Annotated in this window: 10 protein-coding genes and 1 pseudogene; 1 reads left to right on the top strand and 10 read right to left on the bottom strand. The window is 65.9% G+C overall.

Annotated elements, in window-relative coordinates:
• Positions 1-12: 12 nt before the first annotated feature.
• The 10 genes from CH278_RS13270 to CH278_RS13225 form a co-directional block, all read right to left on the bottom strand.
• On the bottom strand, positions 13-600 hold the full coding sequence (locus CH278_RS13270) for a prepilin peptidase (protein WP_081371325.1): 588 nt from the start codon (positions 598-600) through the stop codon (positions 13-15).
• 161 nt (positions 601-761) lie between these two features.
• On the bottom strand, positions 762-1,574 hold the full coding sequence (locus tag CH278_RS13265; protein WP_094622122.1) for a shikimate dehydrogenase: 813 nt from the start codon (positions 1,572-1,574) through the stop codon (positions 762-764).
• 1 nt (position 1,575) lies between these two features.
• Positions 1,576-3,009: an endolytic transglycosylase MltG gene (locus tag CH278_RS13260; RefSeq protein WP_080730204.1), complete on the bottom strand. Its 1,434-nt coding sequence runs from the start codon at positions 3,007-3,009 to the stop codon at positions 1,576-1,578.
• A complete protein-coding gene (ruvX, locus tag CH278_RS13255) occupies positions 3,006-3,536 on the bottom strand; it encodes a Holliday junction resolvase RuvX (protein WP_094622121.1) in 531 nt (176 codons plus the stop codon). The genes CH278_RS13260 and ruvX overlap by 4 nt, the downstream gene beginning before the upstream one ends.
• Positions 3,537-3,541: 5 nt before the next feature.
• Positions 3,542-6,211: an alanine--tRNA ligase gene (gene alaS / locus CH278_RS13250; RefSeq protein ID WP_094622120.1), complete on the bottom strand. Its 2,670-nt coding sequence runs from the start codon at positions 6,209-6,211 to the stop codon at positions 3,542-3,544.
• Positions 6,212-6,254: 43 nt separating this feature from the next.
• Complete coding sequence (locus CH278_RS13245; protein WP_239536259.1) at positions 6,255-7,562, bottom strand: replication-associated recombination protein A; 1,308 nt, start codon at positions 7,560-7,562, stop codon at positions 6,255-6,257.
• 133 nt (positions 7,563-7,695) lie between these two features.
• Complete coding sequence (locus CH278_RS13240) at positions 7,696-8,865, bottom strand: kinase (protein ID WP_094622119.1); 1,170 nt, start codon at positions 8,863-8,865, stop codon at positions 7,696-7,698.
• Positions 8,866-9,018: 153 nt separating this feature from the next.
• Entirely contained in the window at positions 9,019-9,927 is a 909-nt protein-coding gene (locus CH278_RS13235; protein WP_027496965.1) for a transglutaminase family protein, read from the bottom strand.
• On the bottom strand, positions 9,924-12,608 hold the full coding sequence (locus tag CH278_RS13230; RefSeq protein ID WP_094622118.1) for a circularly permuted type 2 ATP-grasp protein: 2,685 nt from the start codon (positions 12,606-12,608) through the stop codon (positions 9,924-9,926). Before CH278_RS13230 ends, CH278_RS13235 begins: the two co-directional genes overlap by 4 nt.
• A 127-nt stretch (positions 12,609-12,735) precedes the next feature.
• Positions 12,736-16,125, bottom strand: a complete 3,390-nt coding sequence (locus CH278_RS13225) for a transglutaminase family protein (RefSeq protein ID WP_032387320.1) — start codon at positions 16,123-16,125, stop codon at positions 12,736-12,738.
• Positions 16,126-16,355: 230 nt separating this feature from the next.
• Between CH278_RS13225 and CH278_RS13220 the strand changes: the two are divergent.
• Positions 16,356-16,538, top strand: a pseudogene (locus CH278_RS13220) (hypothetical protein); the annotation flags it as partial.

Genomic DNA, 16,538 nt, shown 5'->3' with positions numbered 1-16,538 from the left:
TCGAACATCTTTTCACGTCGTGGCCGCCGCAACTGCCAGCAGGGTGGCCGCGCACATGGACGGCCCGTGCGCGATGCGCGCACCGGGGTATCCGCAGACCGCCGCGATCGACCCCACCACGGCTGTGGCCACCGGCGCCGCCAACGCCGCGACGGTCCACCCGGCTGTACCGCCCAGGCAAGCGATCGAACCCACCGACCAGGCGAGCTTGACGTCACCCGCGCCGAACGCCCTCGGCGCACCGAGATGAACCACGAGGTAGATGCCGAACAGCAGCCCGCCGCCCAGCAGAGCCTGAGCCGAACCCGTCGCCACCAGCACTGCCGGAACCACGACCGCACCGGGAACGGTCAACACGTTCGGCAGCCGGCGACACCGCACGTCGACGGCGATCAGCGCTGCGAACCACCACGTCAGTACGCACCAGGTGATCAGCCCCCACGACGCGGCATGCGGGCTGTCCCCGAACCTCCACCACGCCCACCCGGATCCGAGGACACACAGCGCCGGTAGAAAACGCGGCTCCCATCGACGCAACACGACGCGCAGCACCACACCGGCGACAGCACCGACCGTGACAGCAACACCCAGACTCCACATGGCTCGAAGCGTCGCACCGAGACGAACCGAGTCGCGCGGACAGTCCAGGTCACGAAAAGACCTGTGGACAACCGCCGCCCTGTGTACAGCCGATGCCCTGTGCACAGCCGATGATCGACGGGTGCCGATGGAGGTTGCCGGTCGGGCGACGACAGACGCGGCTACAGAACGACGCCGAGCGCCTCTCGCATGGCCGATCGTGGTGCCGGCATACCGGTGAATTGCTCTACCTGCCCGTAGGCCTGGTTGAGCAGCATCGACAGTCCGCTGATAACCGTTCCGCCGGCGTCGTCGACCGCAGCGGCGAGTGCGGTCGGCCAGGGGTCGTAGATCGCATCGAGTACGACGGGTGCCCGGCCGAGAGCGGCCGCGAAGGGGGCAACCCCGGCTGCGGGGACGGTGCTGACCAGCACGGCCGACGCCGCTGCGACGTCGGCGAGCCCGGGATCGCTCAACTGTGCGAAGTCGGCGCGGAGCCCGGCGGCCACCGCGCACTCGAGAGTGGCCGTCGCACGATCGGCCGATCGAGCAACCACCGTGACCGACGCGGCACCCAGTGTTGCCAGTGCCACGATCGCGGGTCTCGACGTACCTCCTGCACCCACCACCGTCACGGCGGCACCGGTCAGATCGTCGATTCCAGCATCTCGCAGTGCGCCGACGACGCCGTCCACGTCCGTGCAGTCCGCCCGCCATCCCGACGCCGTCCGCAGCAGAGTGTTGGCCGACCCGGCCAGGACGGCGCGTTCGGTACGTTCCGACGCGTACGTCAGAGCAGCGACTTTGCCGGGCATCGTCACCGACACGCCGACCCAATCCGGCCCGAAACCGTCGACCAGTCCGGGAAGTTGCTCGGCAGTGCACTCGATACGGTCGTAGGTCCACTCGTCGAGGCCGAGGGCGCGGTAGGCCGCCCGATGGAGCACCGGTGACTTCGAGTGCTCGATCGGGCTGCCGAGTACGGCGGCACGCATGTCAGCGGCCGCTGTCGAGGAATCCGGCTTCCACCTTGCCGATGTTGGCCAGGTGCTCGTCGTAACTGCGGGTGAACAGCGTCTCCCCAGCCTGGTTGATGGTCACGAAGTACAGCCAGTCTCCGTCGGCCGGCATCTCGACGGCCTGTACCGCACCGATGCTCGGGGACGAGATCGGAGTGGCGGGCAGCCCTTCGCTGGCATAGGTGTTCCAGGGCGTCACCGTGGCGCGATCGGCGTCGGTGGTGGCCACCTCGGTGGTGTCGAGCGAGTAGTTCACCGTCGAGTCGAATTCGAGCTTCTGCGGCACCGCGAGACGGTTGAGGATCACCCGCGCCACTTTGCTGAAGTCCTGCGGCAGGGATTCACGCTCCACCAGCGAGGCCGCGACGAGTGTGTCGTACGGGGTCAGTCCGGAGTTGCTGCCCGCGGTGAGGATTCCGGTGTCCTCGTACCGGGTGGCGCTCTCGGACACCAATTGCTTCAGGATGTCCGCAGGAGCAGCGCTGGGATCGAAGTCCCACGTTCCGGCGGCGATCAGACCTTCGAGCTGCCGGTCTCGGTCCGGCACGCCCTCGACGCGGTCGGTTGCCCACTGCGGCACTCCCAGGGCTGCCGGATCGTCGACCGCTCCTGCTGCGTTCAGATCGTCGTAGCTGATGCACGTCGGACTGCCGCTGCCGGTCCGATCCACGCAGCTGGCCTCGGAGATCAAGGTGTAGATCCCCTTCTTGACCGAACCGGTGTTCACGTCTCTCGCGTCGTGCAGTTGACGCCCCTCCGAGATGACCATGTTTCCCACCCGCGAGGCAGGATCCACCAGCTCCTCGACCGCGCGGGAAGCCGGAACACCGCTGGTGAGCAGGTAGAAGCCCGGCTGGACCGACGTGATCGCATTGTTCTGCAGCGCAGCTTCGAGGAACGCTCCGGAACTCGCCACCACGCCCTTGTCCGCAGCCTCGGTACCGATCTGCTGGGCGGTGTCGTTGGGATGGACCTGAATCACGACTCCGTCACCGGACGAACCGGCCGCGAAGTCCTCGTTCGGTGTCGTTCGATTCCCGAACTTGTTCACTGCGAAGTACCCCCCTCCTGCCACGGCGACGACCAACAGCAGCCCGAGAACCAGGGCGACGACTCGGCCACGACGCTTCCGGCTGGACGCAGCGCGTTCCCTGCGACCGGCGGCGCGGCTCCGACCCACGGCCTGCGGCATCGCTCCGGCATCCGGGTCGACTGCCGGGCCACCGCCGGCCTCGCGGTCCGCACGACGGGTGCCCTGCGTATGCGGTTCACTGCGTTGCGGCGGCCGGGACCGATTCATACTCCGGTGGAACTCACTGCCCTCGTCCACGCGATACCCGATCGGATCGGTGTGGGCCTCGTCCGGGGCCACCCGCCGTCGACCCCGATCATCGGACCCATGGTTGCTCACTCGTCGACCTCCGTCGATCCTGAATTCGTCGTTGCTCGGTGCGCCGCGGCCCGTCGTTCGTCGAGCCAACCCTGCAGTATCGCTACCGCTGCGGCCTGGTCGATGACCGATCGCTGATCCTTCGCGCGCACACCACTCTCCCGTAAGGCGCGCGACGCGCTCACCGTAGTCAGTCTCTCGTCGGCCATGCGAATCGGCACGCCGCCCAACCGCCTGTGCAGAGAACGGCCGAATCTCTCCGCCGCGTCGACTGCACTCCCGCGTTCACCGCGCAACGTCCGAGGCAGTCCGATGACGACCTCGACGGCCTCGTACTCGGCAATGATCTCCGCCACCCGGACGACGTCCGGCGCATCGGGTCCCTTGACCTTGGACCGCGGCACCGTTTCGACGGGCGTCGCGAGGACGCCGTCGGGGTCGGACGACGCGATGCCGATGCGAACGCTCCCGACGTCGATGCCGATGCGTCGGCCGCGGCCCGGATCGTCGACGCCGGGTCGATCGGGGCCTCGCCCCTGATTCGGCACGATCGTCAGTGGGTGGTGAGTTCGGTCAATCGCGCCCGAGCGGCGTCGATCCCTGCGGCGATGCCCGCGACATCCGAGCCCGATCCCTGGGCGAGTTCGGGCTTGCCGCCACCTCGGCCACCGATGCTCGGACCGAACGACGCGACCAGCTCGCCTGCCGCAATTCCGGCTTCCTGGGCGGCCTTGTTCACCGAGACCACGAACGGGACCTTGCCGCCGACCGTGCCGAACAGCACGACGACGGCTGGATCCGTCCCGAGTCGGCCGCGGATGTCGGAGGCCAGCGTCCGCAGGTCGTTGCCGCCGACGCCGTCGGGTGCCTGCGCGACGACTGCTCGCACGTCACCGAACCGTTCGGCCTTACCGACGTACTCTCCTGCCGAGGCCAAAACGGCCGCGGCCTTGACCGACTCCAGTTCCTTCTCGGCGACCCGAAGACGCTCCACCAGGTTCTCGATGCGCGCCGGCACCTCCTCGGACGGGACCTTCAACGACGACGCGACGCCGGCCAACAGCGCGCGTTCCTTCGCCAGGTAGCGGTACGAGTCGAGGCCGACGAAGGCTTCGACGCGGCGTACTCCCGAGCCGACCGAGGATTCGCCGAGGATGGTGACCGGACCGATCTGCGACGAGTGTTGGACGTGAGTGCCACCGCACAGTTCCATCGAGAACGGCCCGCCGATCTCGACCACGCGGACCTCGTCGCCGTAGTTCTCGCCGAACAGCGCCATGGCCCCCATCTTCTTGGCGCTGTCGAGGTCGGTGACGAGGGTGTTGACCTCGTAGTCCGAGCCGACCGCATCGTTGGCGACATTCTCGATGTCGTCGCGCTGCGCCTCGGACAACGCGCCCTGCCAGGAGAAGTCGAAGCGCAGGTACCCCGGCTTGTTCAGCGAGCCTGCCTGCGTCGCATTGGGTCCGAGCACCTGGCGCAGTGCGGCGTGCACCATGTGCGTGCCCGAGTGTCCTTGGGTGGCGCCCTTGCGCCAGGCGTGGTCGACGTCGACATGCACGGTGTCGCCCTCGGTGATCTGGCCGGCATCGACCACGGACTTGTGGGTCCACACCTTCTTGGCGATCTTCTGCACATCGTTGACCTTGACGGTCAGGCCGGGTGCGGTGATGGTGCCGATGTCGGCGATCTGACCACCGGATTCCGCGTACAGCGGGCTGCGGTCGAGGATGATCTCCACGCTCTCGCCGGCGACCGCGGTCGGAACCCGAACGCCGTTGGAGATCAACGCGAGAACCGTTGCCTCGGAACCGAGTTCGTCGAACCCGGTGAACTCGGTCGGCGAACCGTCGACGAAATCCTTGTAGACGGTGAGGTCGGCGTGTGCATGCTTGCGCGCGCGGGCGTCCTCTTTGGCGCGAGTGCGTTGCTCGGCCATCAACGAGCGGAATCCGTCTTCGTCCACGGACAGTCCGGCCTCGGCGGCCATTTCGAGCGTCAGGTCGATCGGGAACCCGTAGGTGTCGTGCAGCGCGAAGGCTTCGGCTCCGCCGATCTTTTTCGCGCCCGACGCCTTGACGGCCTCCGCGGCACCCTCGAACAGCCGCGAGCCCGACGTCAGGGTCTTGAGGAAGGCGGTCTCCTCCCCCACTGCGACGGTGAGGATGCGATCGAAGTCCGTGACCAGGTTGGGGTACGACTCGGCCATGGTGTCGCGGACGACGGTGATGAACTGCGCCATCGTCTCGTCGGGTGCGCCGAGGAGACGCGCGGATCGGACGATGCGACGCAGCAGGCGCCGAAGCACGTAGCCGCGGCCGTCGTTGCCGGGATTGACTCCATCGGAGATCAGCAATGCAGCGGTGCGCGCGTGGTCGGCGATGACGCGGAAACGGACGTCGTCGTCGTGGTTACTGCCGTAGGTCCGACCCGACAGCTCCTCTGCCTTGGCGATGACCGGCCGCACGAGATCGGTCTCGTACACGTTGTCGACGCCTTGGAGCAGGAATGCCACGCGCTCGACGCCCATGCCGGTGTCGATGTTCTTCTTCGGCAGTGGGCCGAGGATCTCGAAATCGTCCTTGCTGATGCCTTGGCCGCGTTCGTTCTGCATGAAGACGAGGTTCCAGATTTCGATGTACCGGTCCTCGTCGGCTTCGGGGCCGCCTTCGGCACCGAACTCGGGGCCTCGGTCGTAGTAGATCTCCGAGCAGGGTCCACAGGGTCCGGGGATTCCCATGGACCAGTAGTTGTCGGCCATTCCACGACGTTGGATGCGTTCGTCGGGCAGACCGGCGATCTCCTTCCACAGCTCGATCGCCTCGTCGTCGTCGAGGTAGGCCGTGGCCCAGATCCGCTCGGGATCGAACCCGTAGCCGCCGTCTTCGACGCTGTCGGTCAGCAGGGTCCAGGCATGCTTGATCGCGTCGCGCTTGAAGTAATCGCCGAACGAGAAGTTTCCGGCCATCTGGAAGAACGTGTTGTGCCGAGTGGTGATACCGACGTTCTCGATGTCGAGGGTGCGCACGCACTTCTGGACGCTCGTCGCCGTCTTGTACGGCGGCGTCTGCTGCCCGAGGAAGAACGGCACGAAGGGAACCATGCCCGCGTTGACGAACAGCAGGTTGGGATCGTCGAGGATCAACGACGCACTGGGTACTTCGGTGTGTCCCGCCTTCACGAAATGGTCGAGGAAACGCCTGCGGATCTCATGGGTCTGCACTGATACAGGTTAGCGTCGTCAGACCCTGTGCCGATTCGAGGGCCTATCGGCCTCGGATGATGCGCCGCAGTTTCCCCACCCTGGTCGCGATTTCGCGCTCGGCACCGTGTTCGGTGGGCTCGTAGTAGTTCACGCCCACCAGTTCGTCGGGCGGATACTGTTGCCCCAGCACGCCACCCGGACTGCTGTGCGGGTATTTGTATCCGACCGCGTTGCCCAACCCCTGGGCACCCTTGTAGTGGCCGTCGCGCAGATGCGGAGGCACCGATCCGGACTTGCCTGCGGCGACGTCCGCCATGGCCGCTCCGAGGGCGCCGATCACGGCACCGGACTTGGGCGCTGTCGCCAGGTGAATGGTTGCCTGCGCCAGCGCCAGTCGCGCCTCCGGCATCCCGATCATCTGCACGGCACTCGCCGCGGCGGTGGCCGTCTGCAGTGCGGTGGGATCGGCCATCCCGATGTCCTCGCTCGCATGGACGACGAGCCGCCGCGCGATGAAGCGGGCGTCCTCCCCCGCGGTGATCATGCGTGCGAGGTAATGAAGTGCGGCATCGACGTCGGATCCCCTGATGGACTTGATGAACGCGCTGATGACGTCGTAGTGCTGGTCGCCGTCACGGTCGTAGCGCACCGCGGCCTTGTCGACACTGGCCTCGACCGTCGCGAGGTCCAGCGTTCCGTCGGTTGCGGCACCCGCTGCCGCCTCGAGGGCCGTCAACGCTCGGCGGGCGTCACCGGCCGCGAGCCGCACCAGGTGATCCATTGCGTCCTCGGCGATGGTCACCGCACCGTCCAGGCCTCGGGGATCGTTTGCCGCACGGGTCAGCAACAGTTCGATGTCCTCGGAGCCGAGCGGCTGCAATTGCAGCACCAGCGATCTCGACAGCAGTGGTGACACCACCGAGAAGGACGGATTCTCCGTCGTGGCGGCCACGAGCAACACGATTCGGTTCTCGACGGCGGCGAGCAGTGCGTCCTGCTGCGTCTTGGAGAAACGGTGAACCTCGTCGATGAACAACACGGTCTGCTCACCGGACAACAGCCGGCGGCGCGCGAGTTCGATGACGTTGCGCACTTCCTTGACCCCGGCCGAGAGGGCGGACAACGCCTCGAACTTGCGACCGGTCGCCCCCGAGATCAACGACGCCAGCGTGGTTTTTCCTGTTCCGGGCGGGCCGTACAGCATCACCGAGGACGCTCCGGATCCCTCGACGAGACGACGCAACGGTGCGCCGGGTGCCAGCAGATGAGACTGTCCGACGACCTCGTCGAGCGTCGTCGGTCGCATGCGCACAGCGAGCGGTGCGTCGGGGCGCGTGTACGTGGAAGTCGGACGCGGCTCGTCGATCATCGGATCCGGTGCCGCGGGCGGATCGAACAATCCGTCGCCGTCCGACTCGTCGTCCGAGATGTCACTTCCGAAACCGCCGCTCACCGGTCGAACGCTACCGATTCGACGGTACGAAAGGCGAACGCGTTCGCGCTCAGCGGTCCCGCTTCGCGCGCAGAGCGGACACGACCGACTCGGCGTAGTCGGCGATATCGGGCTCTCCCGAACGCACTGCGCTGTCCTGGAGCACCGACCAACGCGAAATCAGCGCCTGCGACCGCGGTACCGACAGCTGATGTGCGCGCGCCGCGGCAATTCGAGTGTGATCGTCGGGTAGGAACCAGTACGTGGTCAGCCACACCCAGATCAACCTCGCGTCGAGCAGCTTGGTAGCCAGCACGTGGTCGTCCGCCAGTGCAGGCCAGATGCCGACGACCTCCGAACGCCACGCGTCGATCATGGCCTGCTCGCGATCGTGCGAGAGCTCGAAACTGCACAGACACCCCGGGAACGACGCCAACGCGTACGTGATGTCGAGAGTGGCGTCTCGAAAACCGCCCCACTCGTAGTCGAGGAATCGAACGCCTTCGTCGTTGACGATGATGTTGTCGGGACAAAGATCCGACGGGCTGAAGGCACGGAACGCTCCGTGTGCGAACAGCCGTCCGCTGCGCGAGACCCGTTCGAGAAGGACGTCCGGTGGTGCCCCTACTCCGAGCAATCCGGTCAACATGCCGGGTACCGCGGCGAGGGCATCGGGTATCTGCGCGGAAATCCCGTCTGCCGAGTCGGGCTGGCCGACCCGCCGAAGCAATGCTGCGAAATCGTCCTCGCGGCCGACGGTTGCCGCATGCATGCGCCCGAGCGCCTGAGCCATGGCCATCAAGGAGTTGGTGACCATCGATGCATCGGAACTGCGCAGCAGCGTGGGGATCGCACTGGCGTCACCGAGGTCGCTCAGAATCAACAGCCGAGCATCGAGATCGTAGGCGTGCAGCTCCGGCCCCGGCCTGCTGTCGGTGGCCAGGGCGTTCGCGAACTGGTACGACGCGGCCTCGCGCAGAAATGCACTCGACCCGGCGGCATCGGTGAGCTCGGAATGCAGCTCCGATTCTCCGGGAAGATCGCGCACCTGCTTGACGACAAGGGTTCGCGGAAGCTGAAAAGGATTCTCGGACACCTTCACTCGCAACACGATGGCTTGGCCACTACCCCCGAGGTCGACGGGATCGATCAGCGTCACCGGTGCCCCGGTGCGCTTTGTCAGTAGTCGCTGGGCTGCTGCCACTACCTCGGATACAGGGTCTGCAAGTGTTGCGGTCATCGTTGTCCAAGCTACCTGTTCGCTACATCGTACTGTGCCGTGTCGCCGGCTACGAAAGAGACACGATTGTCCGTTTTGCGGCTTTCGAGATCCTTTTCGTAGACCCGACCAGCTGGCCGGTTACCCCGAAGCCACCAAAGTATGCAGCGCGAATTACATCGGTGCAACGTCGACCGACACCGCGATCGTGCTCTTCTCGGCCTCGGTGTAGATGACCCCGCGCAACGGCGGAACGTCGGCATAGTCGCGGCCCCAGGCGACCGTCGCGTACCGCTCGTCGACCAGCTGATCATTGGTCGGATCGAAGGCCAGCCAGCGGTCGTCGGGCATCCACACCGCGGCCCACGCGTGGGTCGCATCGACACCGATCATGCGTTCCTTGCCCGGTGGCGGTTCCGTGGCGAGATAGCCCGACACGTACCGTGCCGCCAACCCCTGCGACCGCAGACAGGCGATGGCCAACCGAGCGAAGTCCTGACAGACCCCGGAACGTGCGGCGAGGACGTCGACCACGGTGGTCGATACCGTCGTGGACCCGGACAGATACCGAAAGTCGGTGAAGATGCGGTGCGTCAGATCGACGATGACGTCCGCGAGTGGACGCCCCGGCGTGAAACTGGGCGCGGCGTACGCTCGCACCTCGTCCGTGATCTCCGGCGTCGGCAGATCGAGGGCGAACTCCACCGCCGATGAACGTGCCGAGTCCGCTGCATCGGTCCTGGTGGGGTCGAACATGGCCATCCGGGCCGATTCCCACGGGGCAGTCGCAGGCCACGACGTGGTCTCGTCCACCGGCCGCGGGTACACCTCGACGAGCGAATCCGCCGTGACGACCAGCTTCTCGTGATCGTTGGTCACGTGGAAGTACACGTCTTCGTTGCCGTAGACATCGACGCCGAACGACTGATCGGTGGGTGGCGGCTCCACCGTGACCGACTTCTCGACGCAGTGCTGCCCGTCCATGTCCCGCGGCGCGAGAAATCCTCGCCCGTAGGACGACGTGACGCGATCGGAGTAGGTGTACGTGGTGATGTGCTTGATTCGGTACCGACGACTCGTCATCGTGCCCCGCTTCCGATCCGCGCACCGACGCTGCCCCACAGCGGCTGGGTACCGCCCGGCAGCGACATGTGCGTCGCGAGAACAACTCGGGACAGTTCTTCGAGCGAATCGTGAATACCGTCCACGAGCTCGATCAGTTCCACCCGCCGCCCGGTGGCGTCGACCGACTCCAAGTCACCCGGGTCGACGCGACGCAACCGAACCCGCATCTGCTCGACGAGTTGTTCGGGCCGCGAGCTACCGGACGCATCCGGTAGTGCCCCGAGATCGTCACGTAATCGGTCGAGTTGGTACACGAGTGCGCGAGGGTTGCCGGCGTCGAACAGCAGCAGCTGCGCAACTGCAGCCGGCCGTGCACGACCACTGTTGCGTCGGCGATAGATCACCGAGGACTCTGCCGCAGACAGCACCGAATCGATGACCGCCTGTTCGGTGGACGGCGTCAGGGCGTGACTCAGAGTCGCTGACAGCAACGCTGTCAGTTGCAATCCCCGCTCTATTCGCTTGCCCGCGTCCATCAGGTACCAACCGGCGTCGCGAACCATCGACTCCGACGCCAGTCCGGACAGCGCGAGCAGACCGCGCAGCACGCTCGATTGCGATGCAGCCAGCTGGGCACCGTTGTTGACGGCCGACTCGCCCAACTCATCGAGCGCGGTGTCGATGCGAGCGAGCACTGCCCAGGTGTCGTTCGAGAGTTGATCGCGCACCGCACGAGCTGCCTGTTGCATCCGATCGACCGACTGCGCCAGTGAACCGAGGCGCTCCACCGAGAGCATCAGCGAACGCATTTCGGCCATCGCATCGGCGCGGATCGTCTCGTTCAGGAATCCCGGTCCCGTGCGCGATACCTTCGTGACCGCTTCCAGCAGAAGCGGCAGGCTGTCGCTGCCGTCGAGCCACGGCATCGAGCGATAGTCCTGATCCCGCTCCCGGGCGGCGATGAGCAGACGTGTCATGTCCTCCGCGCGTTCGCTGTACCGACCGAACCAGAAGAGATCGCCCAGCACACGCGGGGAACTGACCACCTCGACGTTGGACGCGGCGTACTGCGGCAACTCCTCCACCGTGGCAGGCGGGGTGTGCGGAGCAGAATCGGCCGGAGTTACCCTCTCCACCGACTTGACCCACACGTCCTTGGAGGCGACGGTGATCAGTGGTTCGGTGACCGGCGCCGTGATCATGACCTGACCCAGACCGCCTCGCATCGGGGTGTAGCCGACCCGCTGCGCGACGGTGAACAAGCGCATACCGACCTGGGCCGGAGCAACCGCCAACTGCTCCCCCGACCCGCTGCCCCACGACGAACCCACCGGAGCCAGCGAGAACTCCGGCACTTCCTGACCGGTCCATTTCCACGGAGCTGCCTCGACCTCGTCCCACAGCGCCCGGGCCGCCTGCTCGGTGAGATCGTGACCCACGACCGCGCGTCGGGACACGGTGGATCTCAATACCAGCGATCGGAAGCGAGTTCGCATGTGCGAGAGTGCGATCGGATCACCACCCCAATAGGTGGGGACCGAATCGAGAGTCAGATCCTCATCCAGCAGAGCCCGGCTCAGAGCCGGCAGCAACGGTGTCAGTGCGGGATTCTCGAGGACTCCGCTACCGAGAGTGTTGACCACGCTCACCGCGCCGCGCCGCAGGACCTCGACCAGACCGACCACACCCAGATGCGAATCCGGACGCAGATCGAGCGGGTCGACGAACTCGGCGTCGACGCGTCGTAACACTACGTCCACCCGTCGCAGTGTGCCGAGCGAACGCATCCACAAACAGCCGTCCCGCACCACCAGATCGGCGTTCTCGACGAGCGGGAAGCCCAGAACCGTTGCCAGATAAGCCTGATCGAACGCCGTCTCGGAATGCGACCCCGGCGTCAACACCACCACGACAGGATCCTCGGCGGACGCGGGTGCAGCGTCACGCAGCGCCAAGCGCATCGCCCGAGCGAACGTCGACAGCGGCCTCGGATTGCTCGCCTGGAACAGCTCCGGCATCGCCCGCGACATCACTCGCCGATCGGCCAGCGCATACCCCACCCCGGACGGTGCCTGAGTGCGATCCGCAACGACCGAGAACCGGCCGTCGGACCCGCGCGCGATGTCGGCTGCGTGCATGAACAACTGATGCGGACCCGGGACGGTGATGGCGTGCGCCGGTCGAAGATAGCCGGGGTTGCCGAAGATCAGCTCGGGCGGAATCAGACCGCGCCGGACTGTCTCCTGCGCACCGTAGATGTCGGTCAGGATGGCGTCGAGCAGTTGCGAACGTTGAACCAGCCCCGCTTCGAGCCGATCCCATTCGTCCGCTGCAACGACGTACGGGACGCTGTCCAATCCCCACCGCACGGAACTGGGCCCGGGCTCGTTGCCGCCCGTCGGAATCGGGTTGTACGTGATTCCGTGATCGTCGACCAGCCGGCTGACCCGGGACTGCAACGTCTGCATGGCACCCGGGCCGGCGTCGCGCATACCGTCGACCAACTCCGCCCAGTGCGGACGCACCTTGTCGTCGGCAGCGAGCATCTCGTCGAACAGATCTCTGCGACCCGTCACGGCCTCACGTCGACCGTGATATTCGAGCCACGGTGACACGAGGTCGGGTGACACGGGGTCGGGCGCACCGGCCGCCGTCTCGCTGCGGCCCGCCTCACTGTGAGCGGTATCCACGGGCACCATCGAGCCGTTGTTCCTTCCGTCGGTCGATCACACTCCGTCGCCGGATTAGGCGTGGTCGTTGCCGAATCCACCCGTTCCGCGTCGGACCGAAATCGCTACCGGTCGACTCGTTCTTTTCTTGCCCGCCTCAGGACGTGTGAACCCCGGTCCGGCGCAGGTCCAGCATGCCGGGCGCAGTCACGTCGATCGCTTGGCGAGCGTGCATCTCGAGCAATCTTGCTATGTCCACCTTGCCGGACGTGAACCCGCCCTCCTCGAAACGACCGTTGCGTCGCGCTTCCGCCTCCACCGAGTTGACCGGTGGACCGTCGTACGACCGTCCGCCGGGGTGCACCACGTGATACGAGCACCCGCCGACTGCGCGTCCGGTTTGCATCTCCACCAGATCGAATCGCAAGGGACTCTGCACCTCGATCGTGGGGTGCAGCGCGCTCGGCGGTTGCCAGGCGCGATAGCGAACTCCGGCGACCTGGACGTCCTGTCGCTCGGTGCGCAACATCGGTACCGGCACCCCGTTGCAGGTCAACAGGTAGCGGCCCACATCGGCACCGGCAACGCGAACCTGGATGCGCTCGACCGAGGAGTCCACGTAGCGCGCCGTGCCCGACGACGTCGACTCCTCCCCGAGCGTGTTCCACGGCTCGATTGCACCGCGCAGTTCGATCTCGGCATCGCCGACGACGGTGGTACCGATGCGCGGGAAACGAAACTCGGTGAACGGGTCCAGCCAGCTGGTATCGAATTCGATGCCGTGCTCGCGGAGGTCCTCGGCGACCCGGCCGATATCACCGATCACGAAGTGCGGCAACATGTATCGACCGTGCAGGTTGGCACCGTGCCGAATCAGTGGTGCTTCGAGCGGGGTATCCCAGAATCGCGAGACCATCGAGCGCACGAGTAAGGACTGCACCATCGCCATCTGATGATGCGGCGGCATCTCGAATCCGCGAAGTTCGAGCAGACCGAGCCTGCCGCGGGTGGAGTCGGGGCTGTACAGCTTGTCGATGCAGAACTCGGCACGGTGCGTGTTCCCGGTGATGTCGGTGAGCAGGTGCCGCAGCGCCCGATCGACGACCCACGGCGATGCCGAACGGTCAGCACCGGTCAGACGCTTGATCTCGCTGAACGCAACCTCGAGCTCGTAGAGCGACTCCTCACGACCTTCGTCGGCTCGGGGGGCCTGCGAGGTGGTACCGATGAATCGACCCGAGAACAGGTACGACAGCGACGGGTGACGTTGCCAGTGTGTCAACAGAGACACCAGCAGGTCCGGTCGGCGCAGCACCGGCGAATCGGACGGTGTGACGCCACCCAGAGTGATGTGGTTGCCACCGCCGGTGCCGCGAGTGGTGCCGTCGTTGTCGAAACCCTCGGTACTCAACCGTGATTTACGCGCCTCGAGATACAAGCGCTCCATCAGCTCGTTCTGCTCCGCCCACGACGACGTCGGCTGAACGTTCACCTCGATGACCCCGGGATCCGGAGTGACCGTGAGGGTTTGGATACGGGGATCCGAAGGCGGGCCGTAACCCTCGAGGACGACCGGTGTCTCGATCGCGGATGCGGCGCGCTCCACCCGAGAGACCAGATCGACGAAGTCGTCCAATCGATCCATCGGCGGCATGAACACGTGCAGTACGCCGTCGCGTACCTCGGCGACCAGTGCGGTCACCGCAGTTCCACCCACTCCGGACGTCTCCCGCACCGCCTGCGCGTAGCGCGACTCGGCCGGGTCGACGGCCCGGGGTGGTTGCTGCGTCAGCTGCGGGGTCGGCAGATCGGGTTTCGGTGCGGTGGGATCGGCCGGGTTCTCGACCGGCCCCCCGTCCCACGAGATCGCTCGTAGCGGCAGACGGAGCCCGGCGGGAGAATCCCCCTCCAACAACACGATTCGCCCACGTCGCAGCTTCCAGTCTGCGCTCTGCCAGCCAGTGCCGTCCTCGGTCCGCGAGATCGGCAGCACGAATGCCGCCGGTTCGTCGGTACTGGCGTCGAGCCGTTCGAGGAGAAGCCTTCTCGCAGCTGCGGAATCTGTCCCCGGTTCGAGATCGTCGGCGTCGGCCGGAGGATCCCCGTAGGGCTGACGCACCAGATCCAACAGCTTGACGAGCGGATCCTCGTAGGCCGGACGCGCTTGCGAGGCGGGCAGACCCAATCCGTCGACCAGTCGGTCGATCAGCTTCTGCGATACGGAATTGTCGACTGGATCAGGACGCAGATCGTGCGCCGACCACGGATCGGCTATGAGGTCCGAGTCGTGCCACAGTGCTTGGCCGTCGGTGCGCCAGAACAAACCCACCTGCCATCGTGGGAGAGGCTCACCGGGATACCATTTGCCCTGGCTGCGCTGGACCATGCCGTCGGGCGCGTAGATGGTTCGAAGTCGTTCTGCGAGAACGCTGGCCAGCTTGCGCTTGTGCGGACCGTCTGCGGTGGTGTTCCACTCGGGCGCTTCCTGGTTCTCGATGGCGACGAACGTCGGCTCACCACCGACGGTCAATCGAATGTCCTGATCGAGCATGCGCCGGTCGATCTTCTCGGCCGTGGCCTCGATCGCGTCCCACTGCTCGGCCGTGTAGGGCAACGTTGTGCGCGGATCCTCGTGAACACGCACCACCGTGTTCGAGAAGTCCAGTTCGGCTGTGCATTTGCTCGTCGCGCCGGAAATCGCGGCCGCGGTCGACGGATGCGGCGTGGCCGACAGTGGAATGTGACCCTCGCCGGCGAACAGGCCCGAGGTGGGGTCCATTCCGACCCAACCGGCACCGGGGAGGTACACCTCGGTCCAGGCGTGCAGGTCGGTGAAGTCCTCGACCGGCCCGGACGGACCGTCCAGCGATTTCACGTCCGAGGACAATTGGACGAGGTAACCCGAGACGAAACGCGCGGCCAGGCCCATCTGACGAAGGACCGACACCAGCAACCACGCGGAGTCGCGGCACGATCCCACGGCGGACGTCAACGTCAGGTCCGGGGTCTGCACTCCGGGCTCCATCCGCACGGAGTAGCCGACGTCCGCCATCACGGCCTGATTGGCCATGACGAGAAAGTCGATGGTGCGCAACGATTCTCCCCGCTCGACGACGGCGGCCTGCAGCTTTTCCACCCACGCGGACACGACCGGTCCGGGCCCGGAACCGGCCTTGTCCTCGTCCACCGGGCGAAGATAGGGCTCGAGATCGGGCAGATCGTGTTCCTCGTATGCGAAGCCGAAGTGCTCCGCCCATTCCTCGACGAAAAAATCCAACGGATTGATCGACGCCATGTCCGCAACGAGTCCGACCGTGATGGACAGATGGTCGGTTCGCTCGGGGAACACCACGCGGGCGAGAAAGTTGCCGAAGACGTCCTGCTGCCAGTTGACGAAATGCTCGGCCGGCTCGATCTTCAGCGAATACGCCTCGATGGGAGTGCGCGAATGCGGTGCCGGTCGCAGCCTGATCTCGTGCGGAAAGATCTTGACCGTGCGGTCGAATCGGTAACTGGTGCGATGTTCGAGTGCAACCTTGATGCCCACGGCGAGCCCCTCGTGATAGTCCCGGTATGGGTAGAAACAACAACCCTAGTGGGCCCCGGCCCGGTGCGCTCGGCAAGAATTCGAACCATCGACGATGCCCGACGGTATTCGGGCCCGCACGACCGTCCACGTGTCGAACGCCTTGACACAACTCAGCGGTCTACGGTTCGCTCAGCTTCGAAAATGCGGACGAATCGTCGACGTACCACGCCAGACATGAAGGGTGAATCGTGAGTGAAAACCCGCCCGACGGACCGCAATACGGTCGCGGACCCAACCCGGACAAGCCGGACCCGAACACGCCGCAGACACCGGGAAGCGAGTACCCACCGCCCGGCAACTACCCGCCTCAGGGCAGCTACCCTCCCCCGCCCGGCAACTACCCGCCCCACGGCAACTACCCGCCTCAGGGC

It is taken from the genome of Rhodococcus sp. 05-2254-5 (assembly GCF_002258575.1).
GTDB lineage: Bacteria > Actinomycetota > Actinomycetes > Mycobacteriales > Mycobacteriaceae > Rhodococcoides > Rhodococcoides fascians.
The sequence above is the reverse complement of the archived record's forward strand: the minus strand, read 5'-3'. Positions and strand labels throughout refer to the sequence as shown.

What these genes read in the sequence shown, in the direction of transcription:
- CH278_RS13270 (WP_081371325.1), bottom strand. Translation starts at nt 600, where the DNA reads ATGTGGAGTCTGGGTGTTGCTGTCACGGTCGGTGCTGTCGCCGGTGTG.
- CH278_RS13265 (WP_094622122.1), bottom strand. Translation starts at nt 1,574, where the DNA reads ATGCGTGCCGCCGTACTCGGCAGCCCGATCGAGCACTCGAAGTCACCG.
- CH278_RS13245 (WP_239536259.1), bottom strand. Translation starts at nt 7,562, where the DNA reads ATGATCGACGAGCCGCGTCCGACTTCCACGTACACGCGCCCCGACGCA.
- CH278_RS13240 (WP_094622119.1), bottom strand. Translation starts at nt 8,865, where the DNA reads ATGACCGCAACACTTGCAGACCCTGTATCCGAGGTAGTGGCAGCAGCC.
- CH278_RS13235 (WP_027496965.1), bottom strand. Translation starts at nt 9,927, where the DNA reads ATGACGAGTCGTCGGTACCGAATCAAGCACATCACCACGTACACCTAC.
- CH278_RS13230 (WP_094622118.1), bottom strand. Translation starts at nt 12,608, where the DNA reads ATGGTGCCCGTGGATACCGCTCACAGTGAGGCGGGCCGCAGCGAGACG.